This is a genomic window from Halovivax limisalsi, assembly GCF_023093535.1.
Lineage (GTDB): Archaea > Halobacteriota > Halobacteria > Halobacteriales > Natrialbaceae > Halovivax > Halovivax limisalsi.
This window is the reverse complement of sequence record NZ_CP095757.1, coordinates 194,448-207,403: the sequence shown is the minus strand read 5'-3', so window position 1 is coordinate 207,403 and position 12,956 is coordinate 194,448. Positions and strand designations below refer to the sequence as shown.

The window sequence follows — 12,956 nt, the reverse complement described above, 5'->3', positions numbered from 1 at the left end:
TCCGCTCTGAGTACCGTCGTTTCCGCCCGAGTGAAGGCGGTCAGCGCCGTCCGTCCGCCTCGGGTTCCAGCGCGACGAACTCCAGTCGTCGCTCCTCGAGCATCCGGCGGGCGCGGTCGGTCGCCGACGGCGCGACGAGGACGCCTCTGACCGGCCCATCGACATCGGGCTCGCGGTCGACGGCCGCGACGTAGCGGTCGAGCTGGCCGACCGCGTCGGGGCCGGCCCGGCTGCGCTTGAGTTCGAGGACGACCGGGTTCCCGTCGGCGTCCTCGCCGTAGATGTCGACGGCGCCGGCGGCGGTGTCGCGCTCGGTCGCGATCGGGGAAACGCCCGGTTCGACGAGATCAGGGTCGGCGAGGACGCGCCGTCTCAGGTCCTCGTGCGTGCCGGTGAGGGCGAGTTCCGCCTCGTCCGTGAGGTCGAACGCCGACACCTGGAAGACGCGTTCGAACGAGACGGACAGCGCTTCGTCCGGCGAGGAGCGCGTCGAGCGGATGACCAGTCGGTCGTCGGCTCCCCCGGTCTCGCTTCGTCCGTCCTCGATCCGACCGTCGCCAGTCCGTCGATCGTTCGGCCCGCCGTCCCCGTCTCGCTCGACCGCGCAGGTACAGCCGGGCGGCTGCCAGTTGACGGGCTGGCGCCCCTCGTCGGTGTGGACCATCACCGTCCCGTCGGGTTTGATCATCAGGTGCCGGTCGCCTGCGCCGAGGGTGCTCGCGGCGCGTCCATCGTACTCGACGGTACAGCGACCGACGGCGGTCAGGAGCGCCCCGCGTTCGATGGCGTCGGTGATCGCGTCTTCGGCGGCCGCCAGGGACGGACGGGTGAGCGTCCGGACGCGTTCCTCCAGCAGTTGCGGCGTCACGGGCCCGTTAGCCCGGAACGGCGCAAAAGCGGCGTGCCGGCCATCGCAACGCCGGCGGCCGGGCGCTTGCGACGCGGTCGACCGTCGGCGGGTCTCGCGCTGCCGACCCGGCTCACCCGTCGCCGCTCGAACCGAACCGCTATGGCCCCGGCCGGCAAATGGCGAGCCATGACGGTACTCGTCGCCTTCGACGGCTCCGATCCCGCCCAGAAAGCCCTCGAACACGCGGTCCGAACCTTCGAGGACGAGGAGATCGTCCTCTTGCGCGTGCTCGACCGCCCCGACGGCCTGATCGACGCGGGCGTCGAGTTCACCCGCGAGAAACTCAAAGAGCTGCGCGAGGAGACCCGGACGGACCTTTCGGCGGAGGTCGAGGCCGTCCTCGACCCGGGCGAGGTCGACCTCCGGACCGAGGTCGCCGTCGGCGAACCCGCCCGCGAGATCGTCGAGTACGCGGAGGAGCACGACGTCGACCACGTCGTGGTCGGCAATCACGGCCGCGACGGGATGGCCCGCGTCCTGCTCGGCAGCGTGGCCGAACAGGTCGTGCGGCGGGCGCCCATGCCCGTCACCGTCGTTCGGTAGGCGGTCAGTCGATTTCTGACCGATAGAGTCGTTTCTCCTGACCGAACGGGAGCTTCCAACTAACGCTTCCACAACGTTCGCGGACATCTTCAAGGGAACCTCCGTCACCGTCCAGGCCGACGATCGCCACGAGATCGTCGACGGCGTCGGGACGGCCGAAGCGGAGGCGATCGAGGTCGGCGGTGTCTTCAACCAGGTCTCGAAGGAGTTGCGCACGGCCGGGTTCTCCCACGCCCGGGTCGAGGCGGGCCTGGGCGTCCTCGAGGGGATGACGACCGGTGCCGGTGAAACGCTCGGCGGGATTCTCGCGGTGTACGACGACCCGGGCGTGATCCTCGAACCGATCGAGGCGGTCCCGGAAGTCGTCGGGAACTTCGACGAGGTTATCGAGGTGTTACCGGCTTCGATCGAGGAGCAACAGAAGCTACATAACCCGCACGAGGAGGGTGACCAGTACTACGCCGATTTTCGTCGGGGCTGGTACCAGGGCTACTTCTTCTGGTTCGTCGTCGAGAGCGAGCGCCCCTGGGACGAGGTCGGCTGGGCGCCGCCGACCGAGGCCGACTTTCACGAGTCGGCTGCGTCCGTCGACCCCGACGAGCGCGCGGATCAGCTGGAATCTGCCTTCGAGGATCCGTTCGCGTCACTCGACGCTGGTGAGATCGGGACCGATCTCTGCGTTCCTCGCGAGATGATCGGGCCGGCGTTTCGCAACGAGGACGTCGAACTCGTGCGCGTCCGGGTCGACGACGAACGGAACCTGGGCCGATGGCGAGATCGAGTAAAAAGGTATCTAGGGAGGGGAACTATTTTGTCCATCCGCTCGATCCCACTTACTGTACGGGCTGCTGAGGACCGTCCGTGGCCACGGTGTAGAGATGAGGGGTTACGTCCCGGAGTTCGAACTGCGAGATCGACTCTCGAACGCGACCATCCAGAACCAGCGAGCGCTATCACGATGATTGACGTCGATTACGACGGCCGAACAGTCCGAATCGGGGCCCTCGAGCGAGACCTTCCTGGCCCGATCGAGGCCGTCAGGGTGGTCGACGAGTTGATCGTCGTCCGCTTCGATAGCGACGACCCCGCTTACGAGTCGTGCAACGTTCGGGCGTTCGAGTCGGACGGCACCCTCCGCTGGACGATCGAGTCGACGACCGGGCCCGCCGGCGACGAGAATCCGTACGTCCGGATCGCGGAACGAAACGGCGAGCTGTGGGCCGCCGACTGGAAGGGGATGGAGTACCAGATCGATCTCGTAACGGGGACCCATCTGAATCGTACCGTGCGGAAATAACGGTATCCATGCCACGCCGCCGACTCTGCCACTATTCTTATTGGTTCGGCCGTCGGAGCCGTACGAGAGCCACGATGGACCGGATCGCCGAGGGCGAGACGCGCGTATTCGAGCGGACGTTCACGGTCGAGGAGGTGCGGGCGTTCGCCGACCTCTCCGGCGACGCCCAACCTCGCCACACCGAGCCGGACGACGACGGGCGCGTGATGGTCCACGGCTTGCTGACGGCGACCCTGCCCACGAAGATCGGCGGCGACCTTCAAGCGCTGGGCCGGTCCGTCGCGTTCGACTTTCACCGGCCGGTCTACACGGGCGAACGGATCACGTGTTCGCTGACCGTCGAGTCGGTCGCGGATCACGGCGATCGGTGCGAGTTCACCACGGACGTCGTCTGTGAGAACGCGGCCGGCGAACCCGTGCTGACGGGATCGATCGAGGGCCTCGTCACGGCGGACGAGTAACGCCGCGCACACCGTCCGACAGATTCGGTACGCGGGGCGGTTCGACCGCCGAACCGGCTGGTTGTCGTGCGTATCAGTCACCGACCGATCTGGCCCGTTGCTCCTGAAACCGCGGTGTCGACCGCGTCGCGACCGATCGATCGGGATATCGGCGTATTATATTGTGAAAAATATACATTTTAGGTGCTGGCCTCGGACCACCGTCACGGTCGGCCGGCGGGTCGGCTCCGACTCCGACTGATCGATTCCGATATCAGTACTCTCCGGACGATAACCGGCTGCGACGGCCCGTCTCGAAATCATACCGGCGGTTAGTACAGTGATCCCGCCTTTCACACCGGGGTATCCGTAAAATCCGATTTCAATCGTCTGATTCGATGATTTACGGACGTTTCGACCGTCGGCAGGAGTCGCCGGCGACGGGATCGACCGCCCACCGACACTATTGATAGAATTAAACAATACTATCGGCCTTCTTCGATTTCGACTCCTCGCACCGATCGAGAACGAACGCGCGTCGCAGGGAACCGAGGACAACGCCCTCGCTCTCCGCCGTGGCCGCTATCGAGCGGCCGGGTCGGGGTCCACGCGCCGAACCAGGAGGAACACGATCACGGTGACGACGCTGACCGCGCCGATCGAGGCGAACGCGACCTCGTCGTTCGCTTCGGTGGCGATGACGCCGAAGACGGTCGGAGCCGCGGCGCCGCCCAGTGCGCTGGCCGTCGTCATGACGCCGAACAGGCTCCCGCTCGAGGCCGGGTCCGAGAACTGGGCGGTGATCGCGTTCATGGCCGGCGTTTTCATGTACAGCACAAGCCCGATCGCGAAGAAGAACGCCGAGAGCGCGCCAAGGGTCGCGGGTACGATCGCGACGAACGAGAAGAGGACCGCCGCGGCGACGCCGGCGGACGCGCCGAGGGTCCGCCGGTCGACGACGTCGGACAGCGACCCGGCCAGGAGCGAGGCGACCCCGCTCCCGAGGAGCAGCGCGAGGAAGACGACGTTCGCAGCGAGCGTCGAGTCGCTGGTGCGCCCGTAGGCGAAGGCCGTCGTGAAGCTGTGCAAGGCGCGTATCTCCGCCGAGACGAGCGCGTGCATCGCGAACAGGAGGATGACGAACTTCAGCGTCGCCGGCTGCCCGAGGAGCGCGACCCACGAACGGGTCTCGACGCCGCCGGCCCCGTCGGGTTCCACCCGATCGCCCGAATCCGAGCGCTCCTCGGCCGCTTCCGCGTCCTCCCGGTCCGGATACCAGAGGAGGAAGACGGCCGTAAAGACCACGCCGAGCCCGCCCGCCGCGATCAGGGCCGTCCGCCAGGTCGAGAGTTCGCTGACGCCGCCGATGACGACGGGCGCGAGCGCGACCCCGACGATGCCGCCGAGGCCGTGGATCCCCATCGCGCGCCCCTCCGTGTCGCCCGATTCGATGTCGCTGATGAGGGCCATCCCGGCGGGGTGGTACGCGCTGCCGCTCACGCCCGAGACGAGCTGTGCGACGACGAGTTGCGCGTAGGAGTCCGCCTGGCTGGCGATCAGGACGCCGACGACGAGTCCGATCGTGCTGACGGCGATCAGCGGCCGTTTTCCCACCCGATCGGCGACGATGCCGACCGGCAGCTGGCAGATGGAGTAGGCGGCGAAGAAGACGGTTAGCAGGAAGCCCGCGGCCGCGTAATCGAACTGGAACTCCGCGACGAGCAGCGGCAGTATCGGCGGCAGCGCGACGCTGAAGAACTCGTTCATCGCGTGCGCGCCGCTGATCAGCCCGACGCGGCGGGGATTGGCGACCGCTAGCCACTCCGAGAACGGTACCCGGCCCATGCGCTACGGGCTCATAGCAGGTCGGTCACGTCCTCGCCCAGTTCCATCGGGTGGTGACACGCCTTCCGGTGATCGCCGTCGCTCGACGTGTCCGTCAACGCCGGATCGTTCTCCCAGCAGTCGTCCTGGGCGTGCGGGCAGCGGGGGGCGAAGTTACACCCCGCTTCCAGGTCGATGGGATCCGGCGGTTCGCCCGGCAGCAGCACGCGATTCCGTTTTTTCAGCGGATCTTTCTGCGGCCAGGCGGCGAGTAGCGCGGACGTGTACGGGTGGTAGGCGTGCTCGAGCACGTCGCCCGTCTCGCCGATCTCGACGATGTTGCCGAGGTACATGATCGCGAGCCGATCGGCGACGTACGCCAGGCTCGAGAGGTCGTGGGAGATGTAGAGGATCCCGATGTCGTTCTCGCGCGCGAGTTTTCGCATCAGGTTCAACAATCCGACGCGCAGCGAGACGTCGAGCATCGAGGCCGGCTCGTCGCAGATGAGCAGGTCCGGCCGGAGGACGAGCCCCCGGGCGACCGCGACGCGCTGGCGCTCCCCGCCCGAGAGCTCGTGGGGTCGCTTCGACAGGAAGCGCTCCGGCGGCGTGAGCCCGACGTCTTCGAGCGTCTGGATGACCTCCCGCTCGCGGCTGCCGTCGCGGTCGCTCTCGATGTCGTGGATATCGAGGGGCTCTTTGACGATCTGGCGGACGGTCTGGCGCGGGTTGAGCGAGTCGAAGGGGTCCTGGAAGATGATCTGTGCCTGTCGTCGGAACTCCTTGAGTTCGCCGCCGCGCAGCGCCTCGAGTTCCTCGCCGTTGAACTCGATGGTGCCGCCCGTCGGCTCCTCGAGGCGGACCATCGTCATGCCGAGGGTACTCTTTCCGCAGCCGCTCTCCCCGGCGAGCCCGACGATTTCCGACTTCGAGACCGTCAGGTCGACCCCGTCGACCGCCTTGACGTAGTTCGGTTCCCGACCGCGGATCTGATCCATGAGCGACTGCCCGGTCGAGAACCACTTCTGTAGGTCTCGAGTCTCGATGACCGGCTCCGACGTCGCGTCGAACTCGGCGTACTCGTCTGCGGACTCGATGCCCCAGACCGTCGGATCGGTCGCCTGCTCGCGGAGGTCCGCCGCGTCGGACTGATAGTGACACGCCGAACGCTGTCCCGTCTCCGCGTCCTCGTGCAGCGGCGGGTGGGCGGCTTCGCACTCCTCGGTCGCGAACGGGCACCGGGCGCGGAAGACGCAGCCGTCCAGCTCGCCGCGGCGTTCGGGCGGCGATCCCGGGATGGAGACCAGACTCTCGTCGTGCGAGCCGATGTCCGGGAACGAGTTCTTCAGCCCCATCGTGTACGGGTTCGTCGGCTTGTCGAGCACGTCGTCCGTCCGGCCCTGCTCCATCGTCTTCCCGCCGTAGAGGACGGTCAGCTCGTCGCAGAGCTCTGAGACGACCCCGATGTCGTGGGTGATCATCAGGAGCGAACTGCCCGTTCGCTGCTGGACCTCGTCGATCTTGTCGAGGATCTTGTCCTGGACGATGACGTCGAGGCCGGTCGTCGGCTCGTCCGCGATGATGAGCTTCGGGTCGAGCGCCATCGCCATCGCGATCGTGACGCGCTGGCGCATCCCGCCGCTGAACTGGTGGGGGTACTCGTCGATGCGGTCCGGATCGATCCCCACGATGTCGAACACCTCCCTGGTCCGCTCGCGGGCGTCCTCGCGGGAGACGTCCCGGTGCTTTCGGATGGCCTGGACGATCTGGTCGCCACAGGACATCACCGGGTCGAGCGCGTCCATCGCGTCCTGCGGGATGAAGGCGATATCCTCCCAGAGCAGCTTCTGTTTCGTCTTCGAGTCCGCGTCGATGAGATCGACGCCGTCGAACAGGACGCCGTCGCTGTCCACCTTGGCCGACGACGGGAGGAGTTGCAAGATCGCGTCGGCGATGGTGGACTTCCCGCTGCCGCTCTCGCCGACGAGGCCGTAGTTCGTTCCCTCGTCGATGGAGAGCGAGACGTCGCTGACGGCGTGGATGTAGTCGTCGCCGGTGCGATATCGGACCGATAGATTGTCGATGTCGAGTAGCGTCATTTATGCCTCACTGATCTCCGGATTGACTATCTCTTCGTACGCCCGGCCGATGAAGAAGACGGCGACGCAGACGAGCGCGATGCCGAGCGCCGGCGGGATGACCCACCACCAGGCCTCGCGCATCGACCCCGAGTCGAACGCCTGGCGGAGCATCCGACCCCAGCTGGTCGTCGACGGGTCGCCGAAGCCGAGGAACGCGATGCCGGCCTGCCCGTAGATGGCCCACCCGACGCTGTAGGCGCCGTAGAGGAAGCCGATCGGCAGGACGTTCGGCGCGACGTGGACGAACATCGTTCGCAGGTGTCCGGCGCCGCTGGCGCGGGCGCCTTTCACGAACGTCCGCTCTTTCACCGTGATCACCTCGGAGCGCAGGACGCGCGCCGTCTGCTTCCAGATGATGGCCAGGTACGCGACCGAGATCAGCCAGACGCTGGGCTCGACGAACGAGAGGATCAGGATCACCAGCGGCAGCCCCGGTAGCGCGAACGCGAGGTCGGTAAAGCGCATCAGCACTTCGTCGACCCAGCCGCCGAAGTAGCCCGCCGTCAGCCCGACGAGGAACCCGAACGCGGCCGCGAACAGCCCGCCGACGACGCCCGCGATCAGCGTCGGACGCGCCCCGGTCAGGAACTGACTGAAGACGTCCTTGCCGTACTGGGTCGTCCCGAAGGGCGCGGCGAGGCTCGGCGATTCGAGGCGCATCACGGACGCGCCTTGCCGCATCGTGTGTTCGATCGGGTGGTGCGGGGCGATGTGCGGGCCGAAGAGGCCGAGGAAGACGAAGACGCCCAGGATGATCATGCTGATGAACGCGCCGCGGTCCTGCGACAGTATCTTCAACTGCTTCAGGACCCAGCTGCTGCGCTCTTTGACCGACCGAAGCGGATTCTCCATCGCGTCCATCGTGCTCATTCGGTATCACCCATGTTGATCGTCGGGTCGAAGTAGCCGTACAGCAGGTCCGCGATCAGGTTCGCGATGATCACGGCCAGCGCCATCAGGAACACCGCCGCCTGGACCGTCGGATAGTCCTGGTCGATGATCGCGATGACGAGCTGGCGGCCGATGCCCGGCCAGGCGAAGACGACCTCCAGCAGGATCATCCCCTGGAAGATCATCCCCATCCGGATCGCGAAGTACGTGATCAGGGGGAGCATCGAGTTCCGCCCGGCCCGAAGGAGCTGTTCGCCCTCGGAGAGCCCCTTCGCGCGGTGGAGCTTCAGGAACGCCGACCCCTGTCGCTCCACGACGCCGTTTCGTGCGAGCAGCAGGAAGTCGCCGCTGTAGACCAGCGCCGCCGTCACGAACGGCAGCACGTAGTGGTGTGCGAAGTCCATCGAGAGGAACGTCTCTTGCCATCCGTCCGGATTGGCGATCGGATCGCGCATGCCGAACGTGGGGAACCACCCGAGCTGGTACGAGAAGATCATCAGCAGGAAGATGCCCGTGATGAAGATCGGCGTCGACCGGAAGGTGGTCCCGAGCAGGATGCTCGCGCGCTCGAGGCGCGACCCTCGCTTCCAGCCGGCGTACATGCCGATGAGGGAACTGACGATCGCGGTGAAGACCAGCGACGGGATGAGCAACACGAGCGAATTGACGAGCTTCGGCCTGATGACCTCCCAGACCGGCGCCCCGGACTGTATCGAGTAGCCGAATTCCCCGGTGAGCAGCGACGAGACGTATCTCAGGTACTGAACGTGGATCGGCTCGTCCAGCCCGTACTGTGCTCTCAGCGCTTCGACCTGCTCCGGGCTGAGCTGGTTGCTCAGCAACATGCTCGTGTACGGCGATCCGGGCAGCGCTCGAAGGATGAAGAAGATGATCGACACGGCGACGACCGCCAGCGCTATCGAGACGGTGACGCGCTTTAGTATAAATCTCTGTAACTTGTTCATTGTGTTCGAAGTGTGGATCTCGGTCGTTAGGAGAAGTCCGGCTGACCGAGTTCCTCGCGGCGCATGTTCGTGTTTTCGGGCTGGACCCGCTCGACGAACGCCTCCCAGGCCTCGCCGCCCGGATACTGCAGATCTCCGTTATTCCAGGTGTAGCCGGCCTTCCGGAGGATCTCCTTGCCCTTCTCGATGTCGTACTCGCGCGGGACGGTGTCGTCGGTGTACCACGGCGAGCTGTCGACGATGGGGTTGTTCGACTTCGAGACGGTTCCGTACCCCTGCATGACGTCCTCGACGAACTGCTCGACGCTCCAGGAGTGCCGACAGAAGGCGATGCGGAACTCCTTGTCGCGCAGGAGGGGAATGGTGTGGTCGACGGAAGTGTTGACGCCGACGAAGTTCTCGGCCTCGACCAGGCCGCGACCCTCGCCCTCGGACGCCCGCTCGGCCTGCGAGACCGAGAGCGTGCCCGAGATCGCGTCGATGTCGCCCTGCTCCATCGCGCCGATGGTCGAGTCGATGTTGCCGGTGTTGACGAACACCAGGTTGTCGATGCCGGGCCCCTCGGTGTAGTCGTCGCCGAGGTGTTCCTGCTGGAAGTCGTCGCTCCAGAACCAGTTGTCCTTGTACGACGAGAACTCGAGGCGCGTGCCGGGATCCCAGCTCTCCCACTTGAACGGCCCCGTCCCGATCGGCGGATCCGGCGAGAAGTCGGCCGGATTCGACGCGTCCTCCCACCGGTGCTTGGGGAGCATGACGTTGCGGACCATCCCCTGGGTGAGGAAGCGGGCGTCCGTCGATTTCAGATTGTATTCGACGGTTCCCGCGCCCGAGTCGTCGACGATCTCGACCGGGTTCTCCTCGTCCAGGTTGTCCCAATAGGCGGCAACGTTCGACGCGGGCGGATCCATGAACGCCTCCGTCGTCCAGACGACGTCCTCCGCGCTGAACGGCTCGCCGTCGTGCCAGGTGACGCCGTCGCGCAGCTCCACCCTGACCGTCGTGTCGTCGGTGAACTCGGCGCTGGTAGCCAGTCCGGGGATGACCTCGAGGTTCGGGCCGATGTCGTACAGGCTGTCCCAGACGAGCGTCATCCAGATGGACGCGGCGTCGGAGGTCGACCACATGAAGTTCGGTCGATTCATCTCGCGCTGGGTGCCCTTGATGAACGTCGTGCGATCGCCCGTCGGCTGGATCGTCACGAAGCTCCATGGGTAGTAATCGTTCGTGACGCCGGCGCCCGGCATCGGGTAGAACCCCTCGAAATCGGCCGTGTTGACCGGGCTCAGGACGGGCGGGAAGTACGTCCAGCCCTGCACTTCGTCTTCGGCCCACAGCTTCTGGCCCTCGTGGACGAGTTCCATCCGGGCTTCCTGATCCGTCTCGGCGAGCTGTTTCTGGACCAGCTCGGTCATCTCGGGGTTGCAGTAGTTCTGGAAGTTGTTCGACCGGCCGCAGATCTTCCGGCCGAGGAACGCGTGCGGGTCGGCCGCACGCTGGGGTTCGGGCGCCTGTGCGATCATCACCACCGGGTAATTCAGGCCCTTGTTGACCCACCCTTCCACGAGCAGCGAGAACGGGTTACTGACGGTTTCGCCGTTGAGCCCGAGGTCGCTGGCACCGCGGGCGATCATGCGGGCGTACTCGCCCATCCACGACGTTCGCTCCGGGGTAAACTCGACCGGGAACTCGCCGACCGTCGCGCAGGGTTCGGCGGTCATCTTGTACCCCATATCGTTCTCGTGTCGACCGCCTTCCCACTCGTTGTAGTACTTGGTCTCGACGGATCCCTCGACGCCGTCCGGGATCTCACAGCTCTCGTCCGCGCCGTCACCGCCGAGGCAGCCGGCGACGGCGGCACCTGAAGAGACGCCGATCATTTGTAATACGTCGCGCCTGTCGATCTTTTTGGGAATGTCCTCCATCGTCATTATACCGGTGGTTGCCACATCATTGTCTTGGTTGCTAACTTCTAGCGCATCCGTTAGAGAGTAGCCTCATCACTTAAACCTTCTCCCGCCCTAACTGAGGTTTTCCATTGTATTTACGGGCAGAGATTTAATATATTCGTGAGGCGGTGTTCGCCGGCTGCTGAGTTCGGGCGGGCGGGATCCACGCGCTACGACGACGGCCCGACTCGGGGCTTCATCTCGCGGTACTGACGCCGCCCGGCAAACTGCCGGGCGGATCGACGGTTCCGTTCGGGTGAGGGAGCGCGAGTCGCCCCTCTCAGTCGAGCAACCCGGCGCCCGCGAGTCGATCGACGGCTTCGGCGAGTCGATCCGCGCTGTTGGCGTAGGAGAGGCGAGCGTACTCGGGCGTGCCGAACGCCGAACCGGGCACGGTCGCGACGTGGGCCTCTCGAAGGGCCGTCTCGGCCCACTCGTCGTGGCCCTGGGTCGGTACGAGCAGGTAGAACGCGCCGTCCGGGGCCGCGATGTCGACGCCGTGCTCGGCGAACGCGTCGACGATCACGTTCCGGCGCTCGCGGAGCGTCGCGCGCATCTCTGCGATCGCGTCGTCGTCCCCTCGGAGCGCTTCGACGCCCGCGTGTTGGACGAAGTTGGGGGCGCAGGAGACCGAGTGCGCCTGGACTTTCATGGCCTCCGTCACGATCGAGTCCGGGGCGCACAGGTAGCCGAGTCGCCACCCGGTCATCGAGTACGACTTCGAGAATCCGTTGACGGTCACGGTTCGATCGGCCAGTCCGTCCAGCGACGCCGGGCTGACGGGCTCGACGTCGTACGTGATGCGGTCGTAGATCTCGTCGGAGATGATCGAGACGTCGTGGTCGACGGCGAGGTCTCGCACCCCCGACAGCGCGCGCCGGGAGAAGACCGCCCCGCTCGGATTGCACGGCGAGTTGAGGATGATGACGGCGGTTTCGTCGGATACCGCGTCGCCGAGCGCTTCGAGCGCCGGCTCGAGCTGGAAGTCGTGGCCCGTCAGATCCACGTGCGTGGTCGACCCGCCGGCCAGCGAGACCATCGGCTCGTAGCTCACCCACGCCGGATCGAGGAGGACGACCTCGTCGCCCGGATCGACGAGCGTCTGTACGGCCTCGAAGACGGCCTGTTTGGCCCCCGGCGTGACGATGATCTCGTCGGGGTCGCGGGCGATGCCGTCCTCGCGCAACCGGTCGGCGATCGCGTCGCGGAGCGGTTCGATCCCCTGGGCCGGCGGGTAGCCGGTGTGGCCGTCGTCCATCGCCGCCTTCCCCGCGGCGACGATGTGCTCGGGGGTCGGGAAGTCGGGCTGGCCGAGGCTGAGGTCGATTACGTCGTGACCGTCGGCCTCGACCGTCGCGGCCAGTTCGCTGATCGAAAGCGTCGCGCTCGGCGCCGTCCGTCGGGTTCTCAGTGTGGCTTGCATGGCTGATTGCGGGCGCGCGATCGGCGTCGCCGCGCGTGACCGGATCGGGTGGACGCCGGCCGGGGCCTTGGTCGCCGAGCCGGTCCCGACGACCGATCCGAACCGGTCGGGCCACCGTCGCGCAGTCCGACCGATCGCACCGTCCGACCGACCTGTTTCGCGAAGAGTATGATAAAGGACTCGGTCCCTGCTACCACCGGGCGTGCCTGCCGCCTCGCCCGCGCCCGTTCAAATCCGTCGGGCGTTTCTTCGAACCCGATTCGGCCCGGACAGGGAGCCCATCCCGTGGCCGATCCCGGCGATCGGGTTTCGCCCACGGACGGATGGTTGAACACACCGCGATTGTGTTCACTGGCGCGGACTGACGGCGTCGAGCAGCAGTTCAACGGGCGTGATTGCGAGTCGGTCGCTCGGCCCGGTGCCAACCGCGCCGGCCCGCTCGACGACCTAACTCATCGGTCACGGCCGCGGCACGTCCCTCGACCGGGGACGGACCGGCGACCGGATACGGCGCTGGGGCGGATGCCAGCCCAGCCCGGCACACCCGCCGGCGGTCGACGTTCCCGTTCGAAGCAG

At 66.4% G+C, this 12,956-nt stretch carries 10 protein-coding genes; 3 read left to right on the top strand and 7 right to left on the bottom strand.

Features of this window, described 5'->3' with window-relative positions:
• Window positions 1-40: 40 nt before the first annotated feature.
• Complete coding sequence (gene nucS, locus MXA07_RS00880) at window positions 41-868, bottom strand: endonuclease NucS (RefSeq protein WP_247730167.1); 828 nt, start codon at window positions 866-868, stop codon at window positions 41-43.
• A 168-nt stretch (window positions 869-1,036) separates the two neighbouring features.
• Between nucS and MXA07_RS00875 the strand changes: the two genes are divergently transcribed.
• From MXA07_RS00875 to MXA07_RS00865, 3 genes are all read left to right on the top strand, one after another.
• Window positions 1,037-1,453, top strand: coding sequence for a universal stress protein (locus MXA07_RS00875; RefSeq protein ID WP_247730166.1), 417 nt, complete (start codon window positions 1,037-1,039; stop codon window positions 1,451-1,453).
• Window positions 1,454-1,661: 208 nt separating this feature from the next.
• Entirely contained in the window at window positions 1,662-2,750 is a 1,089-nt protein-coding gene (locus MXA07_RS00870) for a DUF7957 family protein (RefSeq protein ID WP_247730165.1), read from the top strand.
• A 74-nt stretch (window positions 2,751-2,824) separates the two neighbouring features.
• Window positions 2,825-3,211, top strand: coding sequence for a MaoC family dehydratase (locus MXA07_RS00865; RefSeq protein WP_247730164.1), 387 nt, complete (start codon window positions 2,825-2,827; stop codon window positions 3,209-3,211).
• 561 nt (window positions 3,212-3,772) lie between these two features.
• Here the strand turns inward: MXA07_RS00865 and MXA07_RS00860 are convergent.
• From MXA07_RS00860 to MXA07_RS00835, 6 genes are all read right to left on the bottom strand, one after another.
• Window positions 3,773-5,035, bottom strand: coding sequence for an MFS transporter (locus tag MXA07_RS00860; protein ID WP_247730163.1), 1,263 nt, complete (start codon window positions 5,033-5,035; stop codon window positions 3,773-3,775).
• A gap of 11 nt (window positions 5,036-5,046) precedes the next feature.
• Window positions 5,047-7,113, bottom strand: coding sequence for a dipeptide ABC transporter ATP-binding protein (locus MXA07_RS00855; protein ID WP_247730162.1), 2,067 nt, complete (start codon window positions 7,111-7,113; stop codon window positions 5,047-5,049).
• Window positions 7,114-8,025: an ABC transporter permease gene (locus MXA07_RS00850; protein WP_247730161.1), complete on the bottom strand. Its 912-nt coding sequence runs from the start codon at window positions 8,023-8,025 to the stop codon at window positions 7,114-7,116. It abuts the gene before it with no gap.
• Window positions 8,022-9,011 carry an ABC transporter permease gene (locus MXA07_RS00845; protein WP_247730160.1) on the bottom strand — a complete coding sequence of 330 codons (990 nt, stop codon included), beginning with the start codon at window positions 9,009-9,011 and terminating at the stop codon, window positions 8,022-8,024. Before MXA07_RS00845 ends, MXA07_RS00850 begins: the two co-directional genes overlap by 4 nt.
• A 26-nt stretch (window positions 9,012-9,037) precedes the next feature.
• Window positions 9,038-10,933: an ABC transporter substrate-binding protein gene (locus MXA07_RS00840; protein WP_247730159.1), complete on the bottom strand. Its 1,896-nt coding sequence runs from the start codon at window positions 10,931-10,933 to the stop codon at window positions 9,038-9,040.
• Window positions 10,934-11,237: 304 nt separating this feature from the next.
• Entirely contained in the window at window positions 11,238-12,380 is a 1,143-nt protein-coding gene (locus tag MXA07_RS00835) for a pyridoxal phosphate-dependent aminotransferase (protein WP_247730158.1), read from the bottom strand.
• Between the last annotated feature and the right edge of the window lie 576 nt (window positions 12,381-12,956).